The sequence below is a fragment of the Albimonas donghaensis genome (genome assembly GCF_900106695.1).
Taxonomy (GTDB): Bacteria; Pseudomonadota; Alphaproteobacteria; order Rhodobacterales; family Rhodobacteraceae; genus Albimonas; species Albimonas donghaensis.
This window is the reverse complement of the sequence record NZ_FNMZ01000003.1, coordinates 89790-115667: the sequence shown is the minus strand read 5'-3', so window position 1 is coordinate 115667 and position 25878 is coordinate 89790. Positions and strand designations below refer to the sequence as shown.

The 25878-nt window shown below is 72.5% G+C and carries 23 protein-coding genes and 1 pseudogene; 16 read left to right on the top strand and 8 right to left on the bottom strand.

Annotated elements, in window-relative coordinates; all coding sequences use genetic code 11:
* Nucleotides 1-18 precede the first annotated feature (18 nt).
* The gene (locus tag BLV24_RS10040; RefSeq protein WP_176954703.1) at nt 19-663 is read left to right on the top strand and encodes an MlaC/ttg2D family ABC transporter substrate-binding protein; all 645 of its coding nucleotides are present in this window, start codon (nt 19-21) and stop codon (nt 661-663) included.
* A 102-nt stretch (nt 664-765) separates the two neighbouring features.
* Here the strand turns inward: BLV24_RS10040 and BLV24_RS10035 are convergent, their stop codons facing one another.
* On the bottom strand, nt 766-1749 hold the full coding sequence (locus BLV24_RS10035) for an alpha/beta hydrolase (RefSeq protein ID WP_092681256.1): 984 nt from the start codon (nt 1747-1749) through the stop codon (nt 766-768).
* Nucleotides 1750-1943: 194 nt separating this feature from the next.
* Here BLV24_RS10035 and BLV24_RS10030 point away from each other — a divergent pair, with 194 nt between their 5' ends.
* From BLV24_RS10030 to BLV24_RS23030, 3 genes and pseudogenes are all read left to right on the top strand, one after another.
* On the top strand, nt 1944-2789 hold the full coding sequence (locus BLV24_RS10030) for a universal stress protein (protein ID WP_092681254.1): 846 nt from the start codon (nt 1944-1946) through the stop codon (nt 2787-2789).
* Between the two features lie 460 nt (nt 2790-3249).
* A complete protein-coding gene (locus tag BLV24_RS22230; protein ID WP_245710499.1) occupies nt 3250-3429 on the top strand; it encodes a hypothetical protein in 180 nt (59 codons plus the stop codon).
* Between the two features lie 57 nt (nt 3430-3486).
* A pseudogene (locus BLV24_RS23030) lies at nt 3487-3666 on the top strand (glycosyltransferase family 4 protein); the annotation flags it as partial.
* 240 nt (nt 3667-3906) lie between these two features.
* On the opposite strand, the gene BLV24_RS22510 reads toward BLV24_RS23030, so the two are convergent.
* Nucleotides 3907-4233: a hypothetical protein gene (locus BLV24_RS22510; protein WP_245710497.1), complete on the bottom strand. Its 327-nt coding sequence runs from the start codon at nt 4231-4233 to the stop codon at nt 3907-3909.
* 99 nt (nt 4234-4332) lie between these two features.
* A complete protein-coding gene (locus BLV24_RS10015) occupies nt 4333-5100 on the bottom strand; it encodes an acyltransferase family protein (protein ID WP_176954702.1) in 768 nt (255 codons plus the stop codon).
* Between the two features lie 593 nt (nt 5101-5693).
* Between BLV24_RS10015 and BLV24_RS10010 the strand changes: the two genes are divergently transcribed.
* From BLV24_RS10010 to BLV24_RS10000, 3 genes are all read left to right on the top strand, one after another.
* Nucleotides 5694-6815 (top strand): CaiB/BaiF CoA transferase family protein, encoded by a 1122-nt coding sequence (locus BLV24_RS10010; RefSeq protein ID WP_092681248.1) that lies wholly within the window; start codon nt 5694-5696, stop codon nt 6813-6815.
* Nucleotides 6816-7026: 211 nt separating this feature from the next.
* Nucleotides 7027-7725 (top strand): HD domain-containing protein, encoded by a 699-nt coding sequence (locus tag BLV24_RS10005; protein WP_092681246.1) that lies wholly within the window; start codon nt 7027-7029, stop codon nt 7723-7725.
* The gene (locus tag BLV24_RS10000; RefSeq protein ID WP_092681244.1) at nt 7722-9215 is read left to right on the top strand and encodes an amidase; all 1494 of its coding nucleotides are present in this window, start codon (nt 7722-7724) and stop codon (nt 9213-9215) included. Before BLV24_RS10005 ends, BLV24_RS10000 begins: the two co-directional genes overlap by 4 nt.
* Nucleotides 9216-9247: 32 nt before the next feature.
* Here BLV24_RS10000 and BLV24_RS09995 read toward each other — a convergent pair whose 3' ends face one another.
* The 4 genes from BLV24_RS09995 to BLV24_RS09980 all read right to left on the bottom strand — a co-directional run bounded on the left by BLV24_RS09995 (nt 9248) and on the right by BLV24_RS09980 (nt 13566).
* Nucleotides 9248-10210 carry a DMT family transporter gene (locus tag BLV24_RS09995; RefSeq protein WP_092681242.1) on the bottom strand — a complete coding sequence of 321 codons (963 nt, stop codon included), beginning with the start codon at nt 10208-10210 and terminating at the stop codon, nt 9248-9250.
* On the bottom strand, nt 10207-11238 hold the full coding sequence (locus tag BLV24_RS09990; RefSeq protein WP_092681240.1) for a histone deacetylase family protein: 1032 nt from the start codon (nt 11236-11238) through the stop codon (nt 10207-10209). Before BLV24_RS09990 ends, BLV24_RS09995 begins: the two co-directional genes overlap by 4 nt.
* A gap of 197 nt (nt 11239-11435) precedes the next feature.
* Nucleotides 11436-12482 (bottom strand): phytanoyl-CoA dioxygenase family protein, encoded by a 1047-nt coding sequence (locus BLV24_RS09985; RefSeq protein ID WP_092681238.1) that lies wholly within the window; start codon nt 12480-12482, stop codon nt 11436-11438.
* 139 nt (nt 12483-12621) lie between these two features.
* Nucleotides 12622-13566, bottom strand: coding sequence for a LysR family transcriptional regulator (locus BLV24_RS09980; RefSeq protein WP_092681236.1), 945 nt, complete (start codon nt 13564-13566; stop codon nt 12622-12624).
* Nucleotides 13567-13718: 152 nt separating this feature from the next.
* On the opposite strand from BLV24_RS09980, the gene chvE reads away from it, so the two are divergent.
* The 9 genes from chvE (at nt 13719) to BLV24_RS09935 (ending at nt 23743) form a co-directional block, all read left to right on the top strand.
* Entirely contained in the window at nt 13719-14792 is a 1074-nt protein-coding gene (gene chvE, locus BLV24_RS09975; protein ID WP_092681234.1) for a multiple monosaccharide ABC transporter substrate-binding protein, read from the top strand.
* Between the two features lie 87 nt (nt 14793-14879).
* Complete coding sequence (gene mmsA, locus BLV24_RS09970) at nt 14880-16415, top strand: multiple monosaccharide ABC transporter ATP-binding protein (RefSeq protein WP_092681232.1); 1536 nt, start codon at nt 14880-14882, stop codon at nt 16413-16415.
* 14 nt (nt 16416-16429) lie between these two features.
* On the top strand, nt 16430-17641 hold the full coding sequence (gene mmsB, locus BLV24_RS09965; protein ID WP_092681230.1) for a multiple monosaccharide ABC transporter permease: 1212 nt from the start codon (nt 16430-16432) through the stop codon (nt 17639-17641).
* A gap of 3 nt (nt 17642-17644) precedes the next feature.
* The gene (gene araD1, locus BLV24_RS09960) at nt 17645-18643 is read left to right on the top strand and encodes an AraD1 family protein (RefSeq protein WP_092681228.1); all 999 of its coding nucleotides are present in this window, start codon (nt 17645-17647) and stop codon (nt 18641-18643) included.
* A complete protein-coding gene (locus BLV24_RS09955) occupies nt 18640-19449 on the top strand; it encodes an SDR family NAD(P)-dependent oxidoreductase (RefSeq protein WP_092681226.1) in 810 nt (269 codons plus the stop codon). The genes araD1 and BLV24_RS09955 overlap by 4 nt, the downstream gene beginning before the upstream one ends.
* Nucleotides 19446-21191: an L-arabinonate dehydratase gene (araD, locus tag BLV24_RS09950; protein ID WP_092681225.1), complete on the top strand. Its 1746-nt coding sequence runs from the start codon at nt 19446-19448 to the stop codon at nt 21189-21191. Before BLV24_RS09955 ends, araD begins: the two co-directional genes overlap by 4 nt.
* A 40-nt stretch (nt 21192-21231) precedes the next feature.
* Nucleotides 21232-22203 (top strand): 2-dehydro-3-deoxygalactonokinase, encoded by a 972-nt coding sequence (locus BLV24_RS09945; protein WP_092681223.1) that lies wholly within the window; start codon nt 21232-21234, stop codon nt 22201-22203.
* Nucleotides 22200-22865: a 2-dehydro-3-deoxy-6-phosphogalactonate aldolase gene (locus tag BLV24_RS09940; protein ID WP_092681221.1), complete on the top strand. Its 666-nt coding sequence runs from the start codon at nt 22200-22202 to the stop codon at nt 22863-22865. Before BLV24_RS09945 ends, BLV24_RS09940 begins: the two co-directional genes overlap by 4 nt.
* Nucleotides 22862-23743 (top strand): SMP-30/gluconolactonase/LRE family protein, encoded by an 882-nt coding sequence (locus tag BLV24_RS09935; protein WP_092681219.1) that lies wholly within the window; start codon nt 22862-22864, stop codon nt 23741-23743. Before BLV24_RS09940 ends, BLV24_RS09935 begins: the two co-directional genes overlap by 4 nt.
* Nucleotides 23744-23782: 39 nt before the next feature.
* Here the strand turns inward: BLV24_RS09935 and BLV24_RS09930 are convergent, their stop codons facing one another.
* Nucleotides 23783-25582, bottom strand: coding sequence for an acyl-CoA dehydrogenase family protein (locus BLV24_RS09930; protein ID WP_092681217.1), 1800 nt, complete (start codon nt 25580-25582; stop codon nt 23783-23785).
* Nucleotides 25583-25878: the final 296 nt, after the last annotated feature.

Sequence of the window (25878 nt, the reverse complement as noted above, 5' to 3'; positions counted from 1 at the left end):
GAACATGGGGTGGACCCGATGCAGTTTGATCGACGTGGAATTCTCGGGGGCCTTCTGGGGCTCGGGGCGGCCGCGGCGCTGGGCCTGGGCTTCGGCCTGACCGGCGCCGGCCCCGCGCAGGCGGCGGCGAGCGCGGAGGACGCGCAGGGCTTCGTCGCCGGCATGGTCGACGAGGTCACGCAGCTGGTGCAGTCCGGCAAGCCGATCGAGGCGCAGGCCGAGGACTTCTCGACCCTCTTCGCCCGCTACGCCGCGGTGCCGCAGGTGACCCGTTTCGTCATGGGCCGCACCTGGCGCGACATGTCTCCCGCGCAGCATAGCAAGGCCCAGGACGCGCTGGTGGCCTATGTCGGGCGCGTCTACACGAGCCTGCTCAACGACTACCAGGGCCAGACGCTGGAAGTCACCGGCGCCCAGGACTTCGGCGCCAAGGGCGTGCTGGTGAAGACCCGCGGCAAGGGCGAGGGCGTGCAGGACACCGAGGTCGAGTGGCTGGTCTCCGACCGCGGCGGCGACGGGCTGAAGCTGGTCGACGTGGTGGCCGAGGGCGTGTCCCTGCTCCAGTCCCAGCGCCAGGAATTCGCCGCGATGATCGAGCGGCGGGGCGGCGACGTGGACCGGTTCCTCGACGATCTCGCCGCGGGGCGCATCGCCGAGGAGTGACGCGGCCGCGCCCGGTCGCCTGATCCGCGGCGCAGGACCGCCTGCGTTTCGCCGGCGCGCCCGGCCCCTGACGGGGCGGGGCGCGCCGGTTGCGTTTCGGGGTCAGAGCGCCGGCGGCTCTCCGGCGCAGAGCGCCCGCAGGCTCTCCACGATCCGTCCGAACGCCGCCCTGGCCCCGACGGAGCGGTGGCGGGCCCGCAGAAAGCCATGGACCAGCCCCGGCTCCTCGATCGAGATGGCGCGCCCGCCCGCGGCGAGAATCGCGTCGCGGTAATCCTTGCCGTCATCGGCCAGCGGATCGCATTGGGCGTTGATGCACACCGTCATCGGCAGGCCCGAGAAATCCGTGTCGCGCAGCGGGTAGGCGCGGGGATCGTCCTCCGGCACCAGGCTGAAATCCCGTTGCGAGGCGTAGAAGTCCCGGTCGGCTTTCGACAGCATCGGCGCGTCGGCGTTCAGCGCGTAGCTGCCCCGCGTCGGGTCTCCGCCCAGCGACGGATAGATCAGCACCTGCCCCGCCGGCGCCCCGGCCTTGCCGCGGGCGGCCTGGGTGACGGCGGCGGCCAGCGTGCCCCCGGCGCTGTCCCCCGACAGGACGATGGGCCGGCCCGCGGCGCCGGTCTCCGCCGCCCAGGCCCAGGCGGCGAAGGCGTCGTCGAAATAGGCCGGGTGCTGGAATTCCGGGGCCATGCGGTAGTCGACCGAGACCAGCTCGCAGCCCGCGCCGACGCACATCTCGGCGCAGACGTCGTCATGGCTGTCGAGCCCGCCGACCACGAAGCCGCCGCCGTGATAATAGATGATCAGCGCCGCGCCGGGGCCGCCGGGCGGCAGGTAGCGGCGGCAGGGGATCGGGCCGTGGGGGCCGTCGATGGCGAAATCCTCGGTGGTCACGCCGGGGGGATGGCCCGCGTGGAAATGGACGCAGGCCCGGTTATAGGCGGCGCGGCGGATCGCGGCCGTCACCGGTCCGGGCCCCGTGGCCGTCAGCTCTCGCGATTCGCGGATGAAGGCGCGGGTGTCGGGGGCGATGACCCAGTCGTAGTCCGGCCCTGACTTGGCCGTGTTTTCGGCATGTCCATCCATTATGTTCTCCTCCCTTATGGTTGCCGCATCCTTCCGCATCGCCCCGTCGCGATCAAGCATCGGGCAAGCGCCGGGCAAGCACGGCCAAGCGCTGGGCAAGCGTCACGCGACGCCGGGGCAGTTGATCCAGCGCAAGGCGCCGCGCCGGGCAACGCATAAGGTTGCGCCGAACCAATCGATCCGGGAGAGGATTCATGTCCTTCAAGACCATCACCGTGTTCGTCGACGCCTCCACGGCCAGCGCCGCGCGCCTCGAGACCGCCGTCGGGCTCGCCGCCGCGCAGGGCGCGCACCTGGTTGCGGTCGCCTGCACCCGCCAGATCGACCTCGGGGTCTACGCCATGCCGGGCGCCGAGATGGCGGTGGATTTCTCCGCCATCGACCGGTCCCGCGAGGAAGCGCAGGCGCTGGCCGCCCAGGTCGCCGCGAAGATGGAGGCCGCGGGCGCGGGCAATGACGCGCGCTGGGCGTCCTCGATCGCCACGGGCCTGTCGGAGACCGCGGCCCGCTCGGCCCGGCATTCGGACCTGAGCGTGGTCGGCCCGGCCGGCGGCCCCGGCGTGGACGGCGAGATCGCCGACGCGGTGCTGGAGGGGACGCTGTTCAATTCGGGCCGGCCGGTGCTGATGGTCCCCGCCGGCTGGACGGGCGCGAGCCTCGGCAGGACGGTGATGGTGGCCTGGGACGGCAGCCATGTCGCCGCGCGCGCGGTGCATGACGCGCTGCCCTTCATCGAGACCGCGGACAAGGTGACCATCGCGATCGTGGACCCCGATCCGGGCGTCGACGGCACGGGCGAGGAGCCGGGCGCCGACATCGCCGCGGTGCTGGCCCGCCACGGCGCGAAGGTCGAGGTGCAGACGCTGGCCCGCGCCGGCGCCTCGGTGGCCGAGCGCTTGCAGGCCACGGCGGTGGAGATCGGGGCCGACCTGCTGGTGATGGGCGGCTACGGCCATTCGCGCCTGCGCGAGGCGATTTTCTCCGGCGTCAGCCGCACGGTGCTCGAGGCGCCCGCGGTGCCGGTGCTGATCGCGCACTGAAGGGCGTTTCGGACGCCATCCGGGGCCGGGGGCGCGCGCGCCTTCCGGCCCTTTCGCCTGGCGCAGGACGCGGGAGCCGCGCGTCGGCCCGCGCGCCCGGCGGAACCGCGGCGCCCGCGCGGCGCGGCGACGGGGGCGCGTCGGCCGGCGCCGTTTCGGGCGGGACGGGACGCCGCAGGTTGATCCAGGGCATGGGCTGGCGGGCCGGGCGGGATTTGGCCGGGCGCCCCGACGATGACCGCGACCACCACCGCCCCCCCGCACGCCCCCCCCCCGCAGGCCCCGACCCGCGCCCCCATCCCGCCGCGGCGAAGGGCGGGGAGACCGCCGCCCGGCTCGCTCGTTACGCCGGCCGCGCTACACCTCCTACCCTACCGCCCCGCATTTCCGGACCGGCTTCCCCGAGGCCGACTGGCGCGGCTGGCTGGCGGCGCTGGAGCCTGCGGATCTCGCCCGCGCCATGGACGCCCTGCGCGCCCGCTTCGACCTGCGCCCCGGGGCGGAGCTGGCGATCGAGAGCGACCCGCGCACCCTGATCGCCGAGATGGTCGCGAGGATCGGGGAGATGGGCTTCACCCGGATCGACACCGAGGAGGTCGCCCCCATTCTCAGCATAACCTCGAAAGCCGCCTGGTCATGACCTCAGGCCATCCGGGAAATCACACCAGCTTGACGGACGTGACCCTACGCTGCGTGCGACCTGTGGCTGTTCCCGTCCCGCTCCGAAGGGTTCGGGCTGCCGATCCTGGAGGCGATGGCCTGCCGCACGGCGGCGCCGGCGACCGATGCGGGCGCCGCGCCGGACCTGATCGACGGGCGCGACGGGCAGGTCCCGCCCTATGATCCCCAGGCCTTCGCCGACGCCATCGAGGCGTTCTTCGCCCGACCCACGCAGGACTGGCCGCGGATCTCCGCCGCCGCGCGCGCCACGGCCAAGGCCAACGACCGCGCCGCCGCCTCAACCCGGGATGGGAGCTGCGGGTGCTCGACGAGACCTCCCATGCCGAACATGCCGGGATGTCGGACGTGCGGACCGCGCATGTCGCCAACTGGACCGACGTGCTGCGCACCCGGCTTCTGGCCCGACCCGGGACGCGGTTTCCGCCGCGCTGGGCCTTCAGGGCTGAGGCGCGCGGGACCCCGCCCCTTGCAGGCGGGCCCGCGCCGCGCGCCGCCTTTCCGGCGACGCGGCCAGAAGCGTCGACAGCCCCCGCCGCGCCGGCGTCTCGAACCAGGCATGGGACAGATGCGCCAGCGGCAGCAGCACCGCCAGGCACAGCAGCACGAGCCCGCCGCCGACCGCGCGCGGCGCCTCGGCGATCGCCGCCCGGTCGACAAGGTCGGCGCGCATCAGGACCTCCTTCACGATCCAGAAAACCGGCATGCGCAGCATGTAGATGGAATAGGACGCCTCGCCGGGCCAGACCGCCCCGCGGGCCTGCATCGCGCGTCCCCAGGGGCCCCCGACCCTCGTGCGGAAGCACGGTCAGCGCGGCGGCGAAGGGCATGAACTCGACCCCCACCGGCGCCGGCTGGCTCAGCGTCAGGATCGCGCCGCCCGCGGCGACGACCTGCGCGATCCGCCAGCCCGCCGGGATGCGCGACCCGCCCCGGATCCCGCCAGGCGAAGGCCAGTCCAAGCAGCGCCAGCCGCTCTCGCCGTCCTTTCAGAAACAGCGCCGCCAGCAGCGGGAAGACCAGGTAGGCCACCCCATTCCACCGAGATGCTCCAGGAGGGGAAGTTGAAGGTCGCCTCCGGCCTGAAGCCCCAGGACCGGACCATCAGCCGGTTGAGCGTGAGGTCGCCGATCACCTCCTGCGCGGGCAGGTCCGCGTTCTTGCGAAACAGCACGAAGGGCAGCGCCATCGCAAGCGTGGCCAGGTGCGGCGGGTAGAGCCGCGCGAAGCGCCGGTTGATGAAGTCGCGCCACGCGCCGCGTTCGATCTCGGTCGCGAAGACAAGGCCGTAGCGCGCGGTCGGGATATAGCCCGAGCGCACGAAGAAGAGATCCACCGCCGCGTAGCCGTTCGCGAGCACCCGCGAGGCGCCGGCCATCCAGTCGGCGCCGCAAACGAACATCACCTGGTGACAGACGCATACCAGAAGCGCCGCGATCCCGCGCAGGGCGGTGTGAGATCGGATGTATCGCGTCTCGCGGACGCTCCTCTGGCCTGGTCGAAAGATCGGACCGGCGACGACGTTCCGAGCGCGCGTTCGGCCGCCGGCCGGCTCGACCCGGCGCCCGCGCCGCCGGATTTCGAGCGCAGTTTCAGAGAGAAAAGCGAAAAGAATTGTCTGATAATTGGTCAAGGCCCCCGCCTCCCGCCTCCCGCCCCTGCCGCGCAGGCGGCCGCCCACGCGGCGACGTCCGGCCGGCCCGGGCGGAGGCTCGCCGCAACGAGCCCTCGCGGGCGCGCCGTCCTCTCCGGCCGCCAGGCGGCCTTCGGGCGCCCCCTCTTCCTGTCCCTCTCCCCGTGGAGAGAGGGGAGCGGGAGGGGCGCCGACCCAGGGATCGGCGGGGGCATCGCGGGTGGCGGGCAGGAACGCGGTTCCTCTGAAACGGCCAGGAGGCGGGCCATGTTCGCGCACGATGCGAGGCGTCAACCGCCTCAAGGCCGGGACGGCCGCTTCGCGCGTCTTGACCCGGCTGACGACTCGCGGCGCAGGTGGCGCGGGGCGTTCGTTCGCCGCCGCGCGGCAGGGCGCGCGACCTCCCCCCCGGGCGCCCCTTTCCGCCCTTGACCGGGTGCAGCGCCGCGCGGGCGCTCCGGCGCCGCCCTCGGGCGGGTCGACGCGCGGCTTCCTCTCCCCCTTGACCTGCGGGCCCCGCTTCTGTCGAAAGGAAGCGGTCGCGCGCGTTCCGCAGTGCGGTCCGAAAAAATCGAAAGCGAAGGGGAAACGGCATGGGCGATCTCGACGGGCTGCTGGTGGTCTCGCTGGAACAGGCGGTGGCGGCGCCCTACGCCTCGGCCAAGCTCGCCGACGCCGGCGCGCGGGTGATCAAGGTCGAACGCCCCGAGGGCGATTTCGCCCGCCGCTACGACCGCATGTGCAAGGGCGAGAGCGCCTATTTCGTCTGGCTCAACCGGGGCAAGGAATCCCTGCGCCTCGACCTGCGCGACCCGGCCGACCACGCGCTGATGTCCCGGCTGCTGGACAAGGCCGACGTGTTCATCCAGAACCTCGCCCCCGGCGCCGCCGGCCGGCTGGGCTTCGGCGCCGAGGCCCTGCGCGCCAAACGCCCCGAGCTGATCTGCTGCTCCATCTCCGGCTATGGCGAGGCCGGGCCGCGTCGCGACCAGAAGGCCTATGACCTGCTGATCCAGGCCGAAGTCGGCCTCGCCGCCATCACCGGCACGCCCGAGGGCGCGGCGCGGGTCGGCGTCTCGGTCTGCGACATCACCGCGGGCATGACCTCCTTCTCCGCCATCCTCCAGGCGCTGGTCGGCCGGGGCCGCACCGGGGTCGGGCGCTCCATCGAAGTGTCGCTGTTCCACGCCATGGCGGACTACATGAACGTCCCCTATCTGCAGACGCGCTATGGCGGCCGCCCCCCGGCGCGGGAGGGTCTGCGCCACCCCACCATCGCGCCCTACGGCGTCTTCCCCTGCGCCGACGGGGCGCTGCTGATCTCCATCCAGAACGAACGCGAATGGGCGATGCTGTGCGAACAGGTGCTGGGCGACGCCAGCCTCGCCACCGATCCGCGCTTTCACGACAATTCCGCCCGGATCGAGAACCGCGAGACCCTCGACGCCCTCGTCGCCGACCTCTTCGCCCGGCATCCGCGGGAGGAGATGGCGACCCGCCTCGACGCCGCGCGCATCGCCTATGGGCGGCTGTCGGACATGCAGGATCTGATCGACCACCCCCAGCAGCGGCTGGTCACGGTGCAGACCGATGGCGGGGAAATCGAGATGATCGCCCCCGGCGCGGTCATCGCCGGCGAGACGCCGACCTATGGCGCCGTCCCCGGTCTCGGCCGCGACGACGACGCGATCCGGGCCGAGTTCGCCGCGGGCTGAGGCTCGCCCCCTGTCGCCCGGGCGGGCGGCCTGTTCCAACCCGGACAGCGCCCCCCCGCGCTCGACCCCCTGCGCCCCCCGCGCCCACGCCGCGCCTCCTCGCCGCAGCGGGGGGCCCGACGGGCGCGCGGGATTGACGGGCGGGGGGCGTCGCCTGCCTGCTGGCCCCGACGCCGCCCCTCGCCCCCAGCACCACCGAAGGCCCCGCCGCATGACCCCCGCCGACCTCTTCGCCCCGCGCCAGGCGCTCGCCGCCCGGCTGCTGCCCGCAGCCCTGCCGGCCGGGGAGGGCGACGACGGCGCCCATGACCTCGCCCATCTCGGCCGGGTCTGGGCCAATGTCCGCCGCATCGCCGCCGTGGAGGGCGGCGACGAGGAGATCCTCGCCGCCGCCACCCTGCTGCATGACTGCGTGTCGGTGGAGAAGAACTCCCCCGACCGCCCCCGCGCCTCCCGCCTCGCCGCCGCGCGGGCCTGCGAGGTGCTGGCCGCGCTCGACTGGACGGCGGATCGCATCGGCGCCGTCGCCCATGCCATCGCCGCGCATTCCTTCTCCGCCCGCATCCCGCCGGAGACGCCCGAGGCCCGCATTCTCCAGGACGCCGACCGGCTCGACGCGCTGGGCTTCGTCGGCGTGGCGCGCTGCTTCTACACCGGCGGGCGCATGGGCGGCGGGCTCTGCGATCCGCTGGACCCGCGGGCCGAGGCGCGCCCGCTCGACGACGCCCGCTACGCCATCGACCATTTCCCCGCCAAGCTGCTGGGGCTGGCGCAGGGCTTCCAGACCGCCGAGGGCGCCCGCCTCGCGCAGGCCCGCCACGCACGGCTGGTCGCCTTCCATGACGGTTTCCTGGAGGAGATCGGCGCCGCCGCCCCCCGTCAGGAGACGCCCGAGGAGACCCCGGCATGAGCCCCGACGACTATCTGTCCCACGATGCGACCGGGCTGGCGGCGCGGGTCAGGACCGGCGAGACCACGCCCGAGGCCCTGCTCGCCGCCGCCCTGCAGGTGGCGGAGACCCGCGATCCCGCCATCAACGCGCTCACCAATCTCGCGCCCCAGGCGGCGCGGGACGCGATCATGGCCGGCCTGCCCAGGGGGCCGCTGCACGGGGTTCCCTTCCTGCTCAAGGATATGGACGCCGCGGCGCTGGGCCTGCCCTCGCATGACGGCTCCCGTCTCACCCGCGCCACGCGGCACGGTCATGACGCCGAACTGGTGACGCGGCTGCGGCGCGCCGGGCTCAACCTGTTCGGCCGCACCACCGCGCCCGAAGGCGGCATCGGCGTGACCACCGAGACCGCGGTCTATGGCGGGCCGACCCGCAACCCGTGGGACCTGGGTCGGACCTCCGGCGGGTCCTCGGGCGGGGCCGGCGCGGCGGTGGCGGCGGGGATCGTGCCGGCGGCGCATGGCTCGGACGGCGGCGGCTCGATCCGCATTCCGGCGTCCTCCTGCGGGCTGGTCGGCTTCAAGGTCTCGCGCGGGCGGCTGCCGGACGGGCCCTCGGCGGGCGAGGGCTGGGGCGGCATGGCCACCGCCGGTTTCCTCACCCGTTCGGTCCGCGACCAGGCGGCGCTGCTCGACGCGACCGTGGGCGCGGACGAGGGCGCGCCCTATGTCGCCCCCGCCATGGCGACCACCTTCTCCGAGGCGCTGGCCCGCCCGCCCCGGCGGCTGCGGGTCGCGCTGTGCCTCACCACCTATGACGGCGCCCCCATCCACCCCGATTGCCGCGCCGCGGCGGAGGCGGCGGGGCGCCTGCTCGACAGCCTCGGCCATCATGTCGAAGAGGCCCGCCCCGACGCCGACCAGCGCGCCATGGTCCGCGCCTGGACCGACATCGTGGCCTGCGGCACATGGGGCTGGGTCCGGGCCGAAGCCCGCGCCCAGGGGCTGGAAGGCGACGGCCTGACCCTGCTGGAACCCGTCGCCCGCGGCGCCTGCGCGCTGGCCAGGGGGATCAGCGGCGCGGACTACCTCGCGGCGCTCAACCGCATCCATGCCTTCGGGCGGCGCATGGCGGCGTTCCATGCGGGCGAGGGCGGGCGCGCCGGCCACGACGTGCTCGTCTCCGCCACCCTGGCCGAGCCGCCCGCGAAACTCGGCCGCTTCGCCCATGCCCGGCCCGAGTTCGAGGATTTCGCGGCCTATCGGCTGGGCGAGGGCGGCTGCTTCGACTACTCGCCCTTCTGCGTCGCGGCCAACGCCTCCGGCCAGCCGGCCATGTCGCTGCCGCTCGCGATCTCCGCCGAGGGCCTGCCGATCGGCGTCCACGTCTCCGCCCCCGCCGGCGCCGACGCCGAGCTGATGGCGCTGGCCGGAGAGCTGGAGGCCGCCGCCCCCTGGGCCGACCGCCGCCCGCCCTTCCCCTTCGCCGGCGCGCCCGCCTCCGCCTGAAGCCCCGCCGCCGCCTGAAGCCCCGCCTCCGCCTAAAGCTTGGTGGCGGCGGCCGGCGGCGTGGTCTGGCGGGCGGCCATCGCCTCGCGGTGGGAGATGAAGGTGGCCGCGGCCACCACGATCCCGCCGCCCACGATCACATAGGGATCCAGCGCCTCGCCGAAGACGATGATGCCCAGCGCCGTCGCCCAGACCAGCTGCAGGAACTGCACCGGCTGGGTGACGGTGATCGGCGCCGCCTGGATGGCCCGGGTCATGGTGTAATGCCCGCCGGTGGCGAAGACCGCGGTCAGCGCCAGCCAGGCCAGCTGCTCCAGGCTCGGCGTCTGCCATTGCGCCAGCGCCAGCGGGAACAGCGTGATCGTCACGAAGCCCGACAGCAGCCCGACGATCACCGCGCTGTCCTGGTTGGAGGTCAGCCGCTTGGCCATCAGGTAGGATCCGGCGAACAGCGGCGCCGCGGCCAGCTGGGCGAGCTGGCCGGAATTGATCTCCTGGAACCCCGGCCGGATGATGATCATCGCCCCCAGCAACCCGACCCCGACCGCCGCCACCCGGCGCAGGCGCAGCGTCTCGCGCAGGAAGACCGCGGCGCCGATGGTGACGAAGATCGGCGTGATGTAGCCCAGCGCCGTGACCTCGGCGATCGGGATGCGGGCCATCGCGTAGAACCACAGCACGACCCCCAGCCCGTGCAGCACCCCGCGCGCGCCGAACACCCACCAGGTGCGCCGGTCAGGGCGGTTCTTCCGCAGCCCGCCCATGAAGGGCAGGATCAGCACCAGCCCGAACAGGTAGCGCAGGAAGGCGGTCTCCGCCGCCGGCAGGGACGACCCCACATGGCGCACGATGCCGGTGACGCAGACGAACAGCAGCGTCGTCGTCACCATCCAGAACACCCCGGCGCGCACGTCGTCGGGACCGCGATAGGGCGCGGTGGAGGGCTTTTCGGCGGCCGCGGCGGCGGAGGCGGGATCGGCGGGAACGCGGCTCATGCGGCGGCCTCCTCAAAGCCCTGCAGCACGTTGACCGCGTTGATCCCCACCGCCTCGATGGCGTAGCCGCCCTCCATCACGAAGACCGTCGGCAGGCCTGCGCCCGCGATCCTCCGCCCGGCCTCGGCGAAATCCGCGCTCTCCAGCTTGAAGAAGCTGATCGGGTCGTCCTTGAAGGCGTCGGTGCCCAGCGAGACCACCAGCGCCTCCGCCCCGAAGTCGCGGATCGCCGCCAGCGCCGCGTCCAGCGCCTCGGCCCAGGGTCCGAACGGGGTTCCGGGGGGGAGGGGGAGGTTCAGGTTGGCGCCCTCGCCCGCGCCCTCGCCGGTCTCGTCCGCATAGCCGAGGAAATAGGGGAAGGCGTCTTCGGGCGCGCCGTGGATCGAGGCGAAGAACACGTCGCCGCGCCGGTGGAAGATGTCCTGGGTGCCGTTGCCGTGGTGGAAGTCGATGTCCAGCACCGCCACCCGGCCCGCGCCGTCGTCGCGGAACATCTGCGCCGCCACCGCGGCGTTGTTGAGGAAACAGTAGCCGCCGAACAGGTCCGAGGCCGCGTGATGCCCCGGCGGGCGGCACAGGGCGAAGGCCGCGCGCTCGCCCGCCGCCACCGCGCGCTGCGCCGACTGGGCCAGCGCGCAGGAGGCCTGCGCCGCCTCCCAGGTGCCGGCGGTGATCGCGGTCTCGGCGGCCAGGCTGTAATAGCCGACCTTGCCGTCGATGTTGCGCGGCGGCTTCTGGCGCATGCGGCGCACCGGGAAGGAGGTCGCGATGATCTCCCCCCGCGCGCCGGAGGCGACCCAGTCCGCCCAGCAGGTCGCCAGGAATTCCAGGTAGTCGGGGGCGTGCACGGCGCGCACCGGGCCCATGTCCAGCGCCCCTGGCGCGGCGGCCCGCATTCCGGTCTCCTGCAGGCGGCGCAGGACGTATTCCACGCGGCTCGGACGTTCGTATGGGGTCACGAACTGCCCGCCGTCCAGCTCGGCCTGAGGGAAATGCAGGCGGTGACGGTCGTCGTGAAAAAACAGCATGAGCCCCTCGGTCGGCTTGAGATTTGTAAGGGAACTTGACGGAATGTCGCGCGCGGAGCAATGCCCGTGCGCGCGCGCCGACGCCGAAACCGTCCCGCGGGGCGAAACGGAACGCCCCCCCGGCGCGACGCGACGGGGGGCGTTTCAGGACCGGCCGGGAGCGGGTCGGGCGCGCGGCGCGCGGTCGGGCCGGCGGCTCAGATGGAGGCCGGCCCGTCCGCCTTCACCGCCCCGACATCGCGCCACAGGGGCGGCTTGCCGGAGCGGCGGGACCGCCAGTCGGCGTAAGCCAGATACAGGTCCACCTGCCGCCCCCGCACCCCCGGCGCCGCCTGGATGTCGAGCCCGTTCCAGGGCGCGAACGGGTTGCGGCGCAGGTTGCCGTGGATCTCGGTGCGCACGGTCGGCCGGTCGGAGGGCGCGCGGGAATGGAAGCCGTAGGTGTCGGCCACCACCAGCGTGTTGCCCGGCACCGCCACCCGCTTCGGCGCCCCGTAGCCCAGCGCCTTGGCCTGCGCCGGGGTGGCCCGGAACGAGCCCAGCGAATGGTGATGCCGCCCGGCGTCGCGGGCGGTCAGGCTCTGCTCGTATTCCCATTCCAGCCGCTCCGGCGTCAGGCGGTGGGAGCCGGGGAGATAGATGAAGGGCCCGTCCTCCTCGCCCACGTCGTGCAGGAACAGCCAGTATTTGGCGGTGGAATGGAACGTGTCCGCATGCATCGCCGTCTGCGGGTCGCGGCCGCCCGCGCCGGGGCCGGCGGCGGGCTCGGCGATCACGGTCTGGATGAAGGCGTGCGGCTCGCCGGCGCGGCCGGCCACATAGCCGGTCAGGCGGCGCAGGACGGGATTGGCGATCACCGCCCGCGCGGTGGGCAGACGCGCGGCGATGTCGGGGCCCAGCGGGATCATCCGGGTGACGGTCTGGCCCTGGCGCATTTCGCGCGCGGGCAGCGGGTCCGAGAACACCTCGCGGCGCAGGCGGGCGAAGATGTCGGCGGGCAGGTAATCCCGCTTGATGACGAAGCCGTCGCGGTCGAAGGCTTCGCGGTCCTCGGCCGGGATCCCCTCCGCCATGGCGCGGCGGCGGCGGGCGGCCATCGCGGCGGCCGTGGCGACGCGGCGGCGGTGCAGGCCCAGGCGGTTGAGCCTCGGGCTGCCGATGATCGGGTTGGCGGCGAAGGATTTTTCGGCGCCGAACACGCCGGTCACCCAGCCGACGGCTTTCACGGGCGCGAGCAGGTCCATGAGCGGCTCCGGGGTCAGGGATTCTAGATTGAAGAGCATTGTCGCCATGCCCGCGCGCATGTCCAGCCGCCCGACGTCGCGGATCCCGGAGGCCAGGCCCCGGGCAGGGCAGGGCCGGGCGGGGCCGCCGCGCGCCCCTTCAGCCGCCGCGGCGGTGCGGCGGGTCCAGCTCGTCCAGCACCAGCGCCCGCAACCGCTCGGCCACCGGGGACAGCCGCCGCCTGCGCGCGGTGAGCATGTGATAGGGCGCGACCACGATCTCCTCGCGCACCGCCAGCGGGGCGAGCCGGGCGCCGACCTCCGGGCCGGAGAGCAGGTCGCTCATCTCCCGCGCCATGGCGGCGATGGCGGTGGAGGAGGACAGCAGGGCGATCATCACCAGCAGCGACGGCGTGTTGAGGATCGACCGCGGCAGCCGCGCGCCGGCGTCCACGAAGGCGGTCTCCACCGCCACCCGGATCGGCGCGCCGGGGGATTGCATGACCCAGTCGTAGGGCGTCAGCTCGGCCAGCTCCAGCCGCCGGGCGCTGGCCATCGGATGGTCCCGGCGCACCACCAGGTCGACGATCTCGGGCCGCCCCGGAACGGCGTCGAACTCCCGCGGGTCCATGCCGGGCGGGATCCGCCCCAGCGCCAGGTCGTAGACGCCCGCCAGCAGCCCGCGGGCCAGCACGTCCGACGGCTCCACGTCCACATAGACCTCCACGTCCGGGGCCGCGGCCTTCAGCTGCCGGATCGCGGGCACGACATAGCCGACCGAGGCGCCGGTCACCGCCCCCACCCGCACCACGCCGCCGCGGCCCGAGCGCAGCTGGTCCACCTCCGCCGCCAGATCCCGCATCTCCTGCTCCAGCCCCCGCGCGCGGCGGGCCAGCGCGCGGCCGATCAGCGTCGGCTCCATCCCGCGGGCGTGACGGTCGAACAGGCGCGCGCCCACCGCGGCCTCGATCTCGCGCAGCATCCGCGAGGCGGCGGGCTGGGTCATCGCCATCGCCTCGGCCGCGAGGCCGAGCTGGCGCTGCGCGTCGATCGCCGCGATCAGGCGAAGCTGCACGGGCTTGAGGCGGAGGGGCGCGTCGGTCATGCCGCAAGCTATACCGAAATCGATATGAAGAAAGTCAAAAACCGAAATTGATTGCTATGGAACCGCAGGACTAGGGTTGCCGTCGGGTCCGAGGAGGGACCTCGCTGAAAAGCAATCGCGCGCGTCGTCGACGGCGCCGCAGGGAGGACAACATGAAGATCACCGCCAGCCTGGGCGCGCTTGCGCTCGGGGCGTCGCTCGTCGCCTCGGCCTTCGCGACCCCCGCCTTCGCCGCCGAGGGCTATGTGGGCATCGCCATGCCCACCAAGTCGTCGGCCCGCTGGATCGACGACGGCAACAACATGGTCAAGCAGTTCGAGGCCGCCGGCTACAAGGTCGACCTGCAATACGCCGAAGACGACATCCCCAACCAGCTCGCCCAGATCGAGAACATGATCGTCAAGGGCGTCGACGTGCTGGTCATCGCGGCCATCGACGGCACCACGCTGTCGAACGCGCTGGAGAACGCGCATTACGCCGACATCAAGATCATCGCCTATGACCGGCTGATCCGCGACAGCCCCTATGTCGACTATTACGCCACCTTCGACAACTTCAAGGTCGGCGTGCAGCAGGCCTCCACCATCGTCGACGGGCTCAAGGAACGCTTTCCCGACGTGAAGCCGTGGAACGTCGAGCTGTTCGGCGGCTCCCCCGACGACAACAACGCCTATTTCTTCTACAACGGCGCCATGTCGGTGCTGCAGCCGCTGATCGACGACGGCTCGGTCGAGATCGTCTCCGGCCAGATGGGCATGGACAAGGTCGGCACGCTGCGCTGGGACGGCGCCGTCGCGCAGGCCCGCATGGATAACCTGCTGTCCGCCCACTACACCGACCAGCGCGTCCACGGGGTGCTGTCGCCCTATGACGGGCTGTCCATCGGCATCCTGTCGTCGCTGAAGGGCGTCGGCTACGGCTCCGGCGATTTGTCGATGCCGATCGTGTCGGGCCAGGACTCCGAGGTGCAGTCGGTCAAGTCGATGAAGGCGGGGGAGCAGTATTCCTCGATCTTCAAGGACACGCGCGAACTGGCCAAGGTCACCGTGCAGATGGTCGAGGCGGTGCTGGGCGGGGCCGAGCCGCCGATCAACGACACCACCACCTATGACAACGGCAAGAAGGTGGTGCCCTCCTACCTGCTGGAGCCGGTGGCCGTGACCGCCGACAACTGGGAAGAGGTCCTGATCGGCAGCGGTTACTACACCGAAGACCAGATCAACTGAGCGCGCCGGCCCGTCGCATCGCGGCGGCGGGCCGCGCCCCTCCCCCCCATTCCGACAATGACCCCCGAAGCGGGGCGGAGAGCAGCCATGGACGCCATCCTGGAGATGCGCGGCATCACCAAGAGCTTCCCGGGCGTGAAGGCGCTCGACAACGTCTCCCTGACCGTGGCGCGCGGCGAGATCCACGCGCTGTGCGGCGAGAACGGGGCCGGCAAGTCCACGCTGATGAAGGTGCTGAGCGGGGTCTACCCCCACGGCTCCTTCGACGGAGAGCTGGTCTATGAAGGCGAACCCGTCGCCTTCGGCGGCATCACCGACAGCGAGAAGCGCGGGATCATCATCATCCACCAGGAGCTCGCCCTGGTTCCCGAGCTGTCCATCGCCGAGAACATCTTCCTGGGCAACGAGGTCGCCGCCTGCGGGGTCATCGACTGGCCCGAGACCAACGCCCGCGCCGAGGCGCTGCTGGCCAAGGTCGGCCTGCGCGAACGCGCCGCCGCCCCGGTCGGCGGGCTCGGCGTGGGCAAGCAGCAGCTGGTGGAGATCGCCAAGGCCCTGTCCAAGGAGGTCCGCCTCCTGATCCTCGACGAGCCCACGGCGGCCCTCCAGGAAGCCGACAGCGAAAAGCTGCTCGACCTGTTGATGGAGTTCCGGGCCCAGGGCATCACCTCGATCCTGATCTCCCACAAGCTCAACGAAATCAGCCGCGTGGCGGACCGGATCACGGTCATCCGCGACGGGACCGCGGTTTCGACCATCGACGGCCGCGACGCCTCCGGCGCCCATATCCCGGTCGAGGAGGCGCGCATCGTGCGCGACATGGTCGGCCGCGACATGGCCCACCGCTACCCCGAGCGCACGCCGAAGATCGGGCGCACGCTGCTGGAGGTCTCCAACTGGTCCGTCGGCCACCCCACCGACCCGGACCGCGAGGCGATCCGCGACGTGTCCTTCACCGTGGCCGAGGGCGAGGTGGTCGGCATCGCCGGCCTCATGGGCGCCGGGCGCACGGAACTGGCGATGAGCCTGTTCGGCCGCTCCTGGGGCCGCGACATCCGCGGCGAGGCCCGGCTGAAGGGCGAGCCGATCGACGTCTCCACCGTGCGCCGCGCCGTGGACGCCGGCCTCGCCTACGTGACCGAGGACCGCAAGGCGCTCGGCCTCGTGCTGGACGACACGATCCTGCGCAACGTCACCCTCGCCCATCTGGAGGGCGTGTCCGAGCGCGGCGTCATCGACGGAACGCGGGAACGCCAGGTCGCCGAGAAATACCGCGAGGCGCTGGGCATCCGCACGCCCTCGGTGTTCCAGAAGACGGTGAACCTGTCGGGGGGCAACCAGCAGAAGGTGGTGCTGGGCAAATGGCTGTTCGCCGATCCGCAGGTGCTGATCCTCGATGAGCCGACGCGCGGCATCGACGTCGGCGCGAAATTCGAAATCTACAACATCGTCAATGAACTGGCCGGGCAGGGGCGGGGGATCGTGATGATCTCCTCCGAAATGCCCGAGCTGCTCGGCATGTGCGACCGCATCTACGTGATGAACGAGGGCGCCTTCGCCGGGGAGCTGGCCGCGCATGAAGCCAGCCAGGAGAAGATCATGTCGATGATCGTCCGGGCCTGAGGGAGGGGCCGAAGATGACCAGCACGACCGATAACGAGGGCGGCGGCGGCAAGCCGGGCGGAGGCGGCGGGATCGGGGCCTTCCTGAAGGGCCACCTGCGCGAATACGGCATGCTGCTGGCGCTGTTCGCCATCATGCTGTTCTTCCAGGTGGTCACCGACGGCACGCTGATGCGTCCGGTGAACCTGACCAACCTGTTCCTGCAGAACAGCTACATCATCATCATGGCGCTGGGCATGCTGCTGGTCATCGTGGCCGGGCATATCGACCTCTCGGTCGGCTCGGTGGTGGCCTTCGTGGGCGGGCTCGCGGCGGTGATGTCGGTGCATTGGGGCTGGCCCACCTGGATGGTGGTCCCGGTCTGCCTGATCGCGGGCATCGTCATCGGCGCGGCCCAGGGCTACTGGATCGCCTATTGGAAGATCCCCTCCTTCATCGTCACGCTGGCCGGCATGCTGGTGTTCCGCGGCCTGACCCTGTGGCTGCTCGAAGGCCAGTCGGTGGGGCCGTTCCCGCCTAGCTTCCAGCAGCTCTCCACCGGCTTCGTGGGCGACGTGTTCACCGAGGGCCGCCCCAACTGGACCGCCGCCCTGCTGGGCGCGGCCGGGGCCGCGGCGATCGTGTGGATGGCGGCGCGGGCCCGCGGCCGGCGCGTGCGCTACGGGATCGAGGACGAGCCGCTGGGCTTCTTCCTCGCCAAGAACGGGCTTGTCGCGGCGGCGATCGTCTACGTCGCCTGGCTGCTGGCCACCTATCGCGGCCTGCCCAACGTGCTGATGACCATGGCGGTGCTGATCTGCGCCTACACGTTCCTGATGAACTCCACCGTGGTCGGGCGGCGCATCTACGCGGTCGGCGGCAACTACAAGGCCGCCAAGCTGTCGGGCATCAACGCCGAGCGGCTGACCTTCCTGACCTTCTGCAACATGGGGATGCTGGCGGCGCTGGCGGGGCTGATCTTCGCGGCCCGGCTCAACACCGCGACCCCCAAGGCCGGCGTCAGCTTCGAGCTCGACGTGATCGCGGCGGTGTTCATCGGCGGCGCCTCCATGTCGGGCGGCGTCGGCAAGATCATCGGCGCCGTGGTCGGGGCCTTCATCATGGGCGTGATGAACAACGGCATGTCCCTGCTCGGGGTCGGCATCGACTACCAGCAGGTGATCAAGGGGCTGGTGCTGCTCTCCGCCGTGATCTTCGACGTCTACAACCGGAACAAGGCGGGCTGACCCATGCATCTTTCGCAACTCAAGGGCGGCGGCGTGGTCGTGCGCGAGGGCGAGACCGCGCGCCTGGTGCCGGGCGCCGAGACGGTGCTCGACCTCGCCCATGACGCCATCGCCATCGGCGCCGGCCTGGCCGAGATCGTCGCCCGCCGCGGCGAGGGCGACCCGGTCGACCTTCCCGTGCTGCTCGCGGCCGGCCGGCTGGACTGCCCGGTCCGCCATCCCGACCCGGCGCACATGATGCTGACCGGCACCGGGCTGACCCATCTCGGCTCCGCCTCCGCCCGCGACGCCATGCACGCCAAGGCGCAGGCGGAGGGGGAGGAGAGCCTCAGCGACTCCATGAAGATGTTCCGCATGGGGATCGAGGGCGGCAAGCCCGAACCCGGCCGCATGGGCGTGGCGCCCGAATGGTTCTGGAAGGGCGCCGGCGCGGCCGCCGTCGCGCCGGGCGCGCCGCTGGTCTCGCCCGCCTTCGCGCTGGATGGCGGAGAGGAGCCCGAGATCGCCGGGATCTACCTCATCGGCCCGGACGGCGCCCCCTTCCGGCTCGGCTTCGCGCTGGGCAACGAGTTCTCCGACCATGTGACCGAGCGGATCAACTACCTCTACCTCGCCCATTCCAAGCTGCGCCCCGCCGCCTTCGGGCCGGAGCTGCGGGTCGGCGACCTGCCCGCAAGCGTCGAGGGCGTCTCCCGCGTGATCCGCGACGGCGAGACGATCTTCGAGAAGCCGTTCCTGTCGGGCGAGGCCAACATGTCCCACAGCATCGCCAACCTGGAGGCGCATCACTTCAAATACGACCTGTTCCGCCAGCCCGGCGACGTGCATGTCCACATGTTCGGCACCGCGACGCTGAGCTTTTCCGACGGGATCCGCACCCGCCCCGGCGACGTGTTTGAGATCGAGAGCCCCGCCTTCGGCCTGCCCCTGCGCAACCCGCTGGCCGTCGCCCCGGCGCCCGCCGATCCGGACGCGATCCCGGCCCCGGTGAGGGCGCTGTGAGCCCCGCCGCGTCTTCCGCCGCGCCCGCCGCCGAACCCGGCCCGGCCGCGCTGGCGACCTATCCCGACCTGCGCGGCCGCTCGGTGCTGATCTCCGGCGGCGCCACCGGCATCGGAGAGGCGCTGACCCGCGCCTTCGCCGCCCAGGGCGCGCGCGTGGCCTTCGTCGACCTCGCCCGCGAGGCCGGCGAGGCGCTGGCCGCCGAACTGGCCGGGCAGGGCGCGACCATCCGCTTCGCCCCGGTCGACGTCACCGACGCCGCCGCCTACCAGGCCGCGATCCGGGCGGCGGCGGAGGCCCATGGCCCGATCACCGCGCTGCTCAACAACGCCGCCAACGACCAGCGGCACGGCGTGGGAGAGGTCGGCCCCGACCGTTTCGACGGCATCGTCGCGGTCAACCTCAAGCACGCCTTCGTCGCCGCCCAGGCCGCGGCCCCGATGATGCGGGCGGCGGGGGGCGGGACCATCGTCAATTTCGGCTCGATCAGCTGGATGATGGCCGGCGCCGGCTACCCGGTCTACGCCGCCTGCAAGGCCGCGACCCACGGGCTGACCCGCAGCCTCGCCCGCGACCTCGGGCGCGACCGCATCCGGGTCAACACGCTGGTTCCGGGCTGGGTGATGACCGAAAAGCAGCTCCGCCTCTGGGTGGACGACGCGGCGCGCGAGCAGATCGCGCGTTCGCAATGCCTGCCGGGGCCGGTGCTGCCCTGGAATATCGCGCAAATGGCGCTGTTCCTCGCCTCGGACGCCTCGGCGATGTGTTCGGCGCAGAACTTCATTGTGGATGGGGGATGGGTATGACCGCTTTCAAGCCCGCGGACTGGCCGCGCAAGCTGCGCTCGACCGAGTGGTTCGGCTCGACCTCGCGCGATCACATCTACCACCGCTCCTGGATGAAGAACCAGGGACTGCCGGCGGACCTGTTCGACGGCCGCCCGGTCGTGGGGATCTGCAACACCTGGTCCCAGCTCACGCCGTGCAACGCGCATCTGCGCGATCTCGCCGAACGGGTGCGCCACGGCATCTACGAGGCCGGCGGCCTGCCGGTGGAATTCCCGGTCTTCTCCACCGGGGAAAGCGCGCTGCGCCCCTCGGCGATGATGTATCGCAACCTCGCCGCCATGGACGTGGAGGAGGCCCTGCGCGCCAACCCGCTCGACGGCGTGGTGCTGCTGGCCGGCTGCGACAAGACCACCCCGGCTTTGCTGATGGGCGCGGCCTCGGTGGACATCCCCGCCATCCTCGTCTCCGGCGGGCCGATGCTGAACGGCTGGTTCCGGGGCGAGCGCGTGGGCTCGGGCACCGCGCTGTGGCGCATGTCCGAGGACATCAAGGCCGGGAAGATGACCCAGGAGGAATTCCTGGAGGCCGAAAGCGCCATGTCCCGCTCCCCCGGCTCGTGCAACACCATGGGCACGGCGTCCACCATGGCCAGCATGGCCGAGGCGCTGGGCATGGCGCTGTCGGGCAACGCCGCGATCCCCGCGGTGGACAGCCGCCGCCGGGTGATGGCCCATCTCAGCGGCCGCCGCATCGTCGACATGGTGAAGGACGATCTCAAGCCCTCCGACATCCTCACCATGCAGGCCTTCGAGAACGCCATCCGCGCCAACGGCGCCATCGGCGGGTCGACCAACGCGGTCATCCACCTGCTCGCCATCGCCGGCCGCGTGGGGCTGGACCTGAGCCTGGTGGACTGGGACCGGCTGGGCCGCGACGTGCCGACCATCGTCAATCTCATGCCCTCGGGCGAATACCTGATGGAGGAGTTCTTCTACGCCGGCGGCCTGCCCGTGGTGATGAAGATGCTCGGCGAGGGCGGGCTGCTGAACCGCGACTCGATCACCGTCTCCGGCGGCCCGATCTGGGATGAGGTCAAGGACGCCCGCAACTGGAACGAGGAGGTCATCCGCCCCGTCGAACGCGCGCTGACCCAACAGGGCGGCATCGCGGTGCTGCGCGGCAACCTCGCCCCCGACGGCGCGGTGCTCAAGCCCTCCGCGGCGTCCGAGCATCTGCTGACGCATCGCGGCCGGGCCGTGGTTTTCGAGGACATCGACGACTACAAGGCCCGGATCGAGGACGAGGATCTCGATATCGACGAGACCTGCGTCATGGTCATGCGCAATTGCGGGCCGCGCGGCTATCCCGGCATGCCCGAGGTCGGCAATATGGGCCTGCCTCCCAAGGTGTTGCGCAAGGGGATCACCGACATGGTGCGGATCTCGGACGCGCGCATGTCGGGCACGGCCTACGGGACCGTGGTCCTGCATGTGTCGCCCGAGGCCGCGCGCGGCGGACCGCTGGCGGTGGTGCGGACGGGGGACATGATCTCGCTCGACGTGCCGGGGCGCTCGATCACGCTGGAAGTCGACGAGGCCGAGCTTGCGGCGCGGCTGGAGGCGTGGAAAACCCCGGTCGAGGCGCCGTCGGGCGGTTATGCGCGGCTGTTTCACGACCATGTGCAGGGCGCCGACACCGGGGCGGATTTCGACTTCCTGAAGGGCTGCCGCGGAGCCCCGGTGCCGCGGGACAGCCACTGACGGCGCGGGCGCGCCCCACCGCCGCGCGGGAGGAGAGAGCATGAGCGGAGAACGCGCCGACCGGGCCGGCCCCGACTGGATCGCGGTCGACTGGGGCACCAGCAACCTGCGGGCCTGGGCGATGGACGCGGAGGGGCGGGCGCTGGCCGAAACCGCCTCGCCCCGCGGCATGGGCGGGCTGGCGCCGGAGGATTTCGGCCCCGCCCTGACCGCGGCCGTGGCCGACTGGCTGCCCCCCGCCGGCCTGCCCGGCGGGCTGTCGGACCCGGTCCCCACGCTGGTCTGCGGCATGGCCGGCGCCCGCGCCGGCTGGGCCGAGGCGCCCTACGCGCCCGTCCCCTGCGCCCCGCTCGACCCCGCCCGCGCCATCACCCCGCCGGGCGCCGATCCGCGGCTGGACGTGCGCATCCTCCCCGGCCTTTCGCAGGCCAGGCCCGCCGACGTGATGCGGGGGGAGGAAACCCAGATCGCCGGCCTGATCGCCCGCCGCCCCCGTTTCGACGGCGTGGTCTGCCTGCCCGGCACCCATACCAAATGGGCCCATATCAGCGCCGAGGAGGTCGTCTCCTTCCGCAGCTTCATGACCGGGGAGCTTTACGCCCTGCTCTCCACCTCCTCGATCCTGCGCCACGGGATGCGAGAGGACGGCGCGCCCGGCGAGGTCTCGCCCGACGCCGCCGCCGATTTCGCCGAGGCGCTGGACACCGCCATGTCCCGGCCCGAAAGCGTGGCGGGCCTGTTCGCCTTGCGCGCCGAGCATCTGTTGAACGATCTTCCCCCCTCCCGCGCCCGCGCGCGGCTTTCGGGAATGCTGATCGGGATGGAGCTCGCGGCCTCCCGCCCCTGGTGGCTGGGGCGCGAAGTGGCGCTGATCGGCGCCCCCGGCCCGACCGCGGGCTACGCCACCGCGCTGGAGGCGCAGGGCGCCTACGTCACCCGTCTCGACCCGACCGAGGCCGTGCTGGACGGTCTGCGCGCCGCCCATGCCGCGCTGTGGGAGAAAGCGGAATGACCGCCCCGAACACGACCCCGAACACGACCCCGAACTCCGCCCGCAACCTCGTCGCCATCCTCCGCGGCCTGCGCCCGGAGGAGGCCGTGGCGGTGGGCGAGGCGCTGCTCGCCGAGGGCATCGACCGGATCGAGGTGCCGCTGAACTCGCCCGACCCGCTCGTCTCCATCGCCCGACTGGCCGAGGCGTTCGGGGACCGCGCGCTGATCGGCGCCGGCACCGTGCTGACCAAGGCCGAGGTGGAGGCCGTCGCCGGCGCCGGGGGTCGGCTGATCGTGGCGCCCAACGCCGACCCGGCGGTGATCCGGGCCGCCAAGGCCGCCGGGCTCACCTGCCTGCCCGGCGTCTTCACCGCCACCGAATGCTTCGCCGCGCTGGCCGCCGGCGCCGACGGGCTGAAGCTGTTCCCCGCCTTCCTGATGGGGCCGGAGGGGCTCAAGGCCCTGCGCGCGGTGCTGCCCGCCGGCGCCCAGGCGCTGCCGGTCGGCGGCGTCGGGCCTGCGGATTTCCCGGCCTGGCTCGCCGCCGGCGCCTCGGGTTTCGGACTGGGAAGCTCGCTCTACGCGCCGGGGATGGGGGCCGGAGAGGTCGGCGCCCGCGCCCGCGCCACGGTCGCCGCCTGGGACGCCGCCCAGGCCCGGATCGAGGCGGGCGCCGAATGACCGCCCCCATCCCCGCCTCCGCCGCCAGCGCGCACGACCCTCGCCCCTGCCATCTCGGCGAGGGCCCGCTCTGGCACCCCGAGCGCAACCAGTTGTTCTGGTTCGACATCCTTGAGAACCGCCTGCGGTCCTCCGACGCCTCCGGCCCGCTGGAATGGGCGTTTCCCGGCCATGTCTCCGCGGCGGGCTGGGTGGATCGGGACCGGCTGCTGGTGGCCGGCGAAACCGGGCTGAGCCTGCTCGACCTCGCCTCCGGCGCCGTGGAGCCCGTGGCCCCGCTGGAGGCCGACGACCCCGCCACCCGCTCCAATGACGGCTGCGCCGACCCTTGGGGCGGCTTCTGGATCGGGACCATGGGCAAGCGGGCCGAGCCCGGCGCCGGCGCCATCTACCGCCTCCACCGCGGCGAGATCCGCAAGCTCCACCCCGGCATCACCATCCCCAACGCCATCTGCTTCACCCCCGACGGCGGCTTCGCGCATTTCGCCGACACCGCCCGCGGCACGGTCTGGCGCCAGCGCCTGAACCCGGCCGACGGCTGGCCCTCCGGCGACCCGGAGCCGTTCCTCGACCTCCGCCCCCTCGGCCTGAACCCCGACGGCGCGGTGATCGACGCGGACGGACGGATGTGGCTGGCGCTCTGGGGCGCGGGCCGGGTGGCGGTGATCCCGCCGCAGGGCGGGATCACCGACGGTCCGTCCTTTCCCGCCGCCCATGTCTCCTGCCCGGCCTTCGGGGGGGCGGATCTCTCGACCCTCTTCGTCACCACCGCGCAGGAGGGGCTGGATCTCTCCGATCCCGCCCATGCCGGCGCCGGGATGGTCTACGCGGCGCAGGTGGAGGCGAAGGGCCTGCCGGAGCCGCGGGTGATCCTCTGACCCCCCGGCCCCGGCCTGATCCCCGGCCCGCCCCGCCCCTCAGGCCTGAACCAGCCGCGTCGCGTCGGCGAGGCTGACCGGCGCGTCGGACAGCAGCAGGTCGATCGCCTCCTCCTCCCATTTCCGGGCGGCCAGCGAGGGCGGCGAGGCCTCCTTCATCCGGTGCTCCACCACCAGCCGGGCCATCAGCAGGCGGCGGGCGTCGCCCCCCGCCTCGCCCAGCGCCTGGCCCTCGGCGGCCAGCAGCGCGGCGGTCACGGCGTGGTAGAGCTGGCCCGACGCCTCGCGGCTGAAGCGTTCATGCGCGGGGTCCGAGGCCACCTCGTCCGCGAAACGGATCGCCCGGTCCACGGCCCCCGACAAGCGCGTGCGGAACTGGCCGGGCAGCCCCGCGGCCTCGATCCGCTCCGCCAGGTCCTCGGCCAGCGCCTCATGGGCGCGGGCCTTGCCCACGGCCCGCTGCACGGCGTCCAGCGCGTTGATGTTCGACGTCCCCTCCCACAACAGGCCCAGATGCGCGTCGCGCACCAGGCGGGAATTCGGCCAGTCCTCGATATATCCGTTGCCGCCGCGGGCCTCCAACGCCCCCGTCGCCACCGGCACGTTGTCCCGGCAGGCGCGGTATTTGACGATCGGGGTCAGGATGCGCAGCACCCTGGAGGCCCGCTCCGAGCCGTCGCCCGACATCGCCGCCGTATAAAGCAGCGCCGAAAGCGCCTGCTCGGTCGGGATCAGCAGCTTCATCAGCTGGCGGCGCATCAGCGGATGCTGGATCACCCGTTTGCCGAAGGCGTCGCGATGGGTCGCCGCGGCCATCGCCTCGTTCCAGCAGCGGCGCATCATCCCCGCCGCCCGCGTCAGGTGCGAGATGCGCGAGGAATTGACCATCACCAGCATCTGCTTGAGCCCCTGGTCCAGCGCCCCCAGCGGATAGGCCACCGCCCCCTCGAACATGATCTCGCCCGAGGCCATGGATTTCGAGCCCATCTTCTCCTTCAGCCGCATGATCCGGTAGCTGTTGCGGCTCCCGTCCGGCAGGGTCTTGGGCATCAGGAACAGCCCCAGCCCCTTCGAGCCCTCGGGCCCGTCTTCGGGCCGCGCCAGCAGCACCGCGGCCTCGGCGTCGACGTTGGAGCAGAACCACTTCTCCCCCCACAGCCGCCAGCCGTCCCCGTCCTTCACCGCGGTGAGGTCCGAGCGCCCGATATCCGAGCCCCCGGCCTTTTCGGTCATGAACTGGGCGCAGCGCAGCAGCTCGCCCATGTCCTGGGACCACATGCCGGGCAGGAAGCGCGCGCGGATCTCCTCGGTCCCGAACAGGTCCACGAGATGCGAGGAGCTGTCGGTCAGGTTCACCGGGCAGAGCAGCCCGAACTCGGCCTGGCTGAACAGGTAGTGGAAGATGTATTTGGCGATGGGCGGCATCTTGTCGGGCCAGCCCAGCACGCCGGCGCGGTTGGTCATGGCGTGCATGCCGAAGCGGCCGAAGGCGATGGACTCCATCTCCCGGTAGGCGGGGTGGAATTCCAGCCATTCCTCGTCCCGCCCGTAGCGGTCGCGGCGATGCAGGACCGGCTCATGCCGCTCGCAGGTGTCGGCCAGCGCGCCCAGCCGTCCGCCGGCCAGCTCTCCCAGCTCCGCCATATGGGGGGTGAGATGCGCGAGCAGCGCCGGGTCCATGTAGAGCGGCAGCAGCGCGCGCAGGGAGGGGTCGAGGTCCCAGTAGTTCTCCCCCCGCGTATCCGGCGCGATGTTGCGCGACCGGTCGGCGGAGGCCGCGCGGGTGGCGCGGGCCGCGGGCGCGGCGGGGCTGGGGGCGATGGGGGCGGGATGGTTCATGGCGTTTCCTCCGGGGGGGCGTTGGCGCACGCCCTCTGTCGGGGCGCTTGCGGGGCGCTGGCGGGGAGGGCGGCCCGACGGGACGTCCTCGTATGGGCCGGTGCGCGGGTCGTCCTGCGGGGCGGCGCTCCGGTCGGTTCTCTCGGGGGCGGCCGCGGCCGCGGCCGCGCGGGGCGGTCGACGCCGGCGCGTGGGGAACGGCGGCGGCGGGCGCGGACGGGCGGCGGGGCGACATCCTGGGGGCGTCAGGGCCCCGCCATGTCCATTGGCAGGATGGCATTGAGCCCTGCGCACGA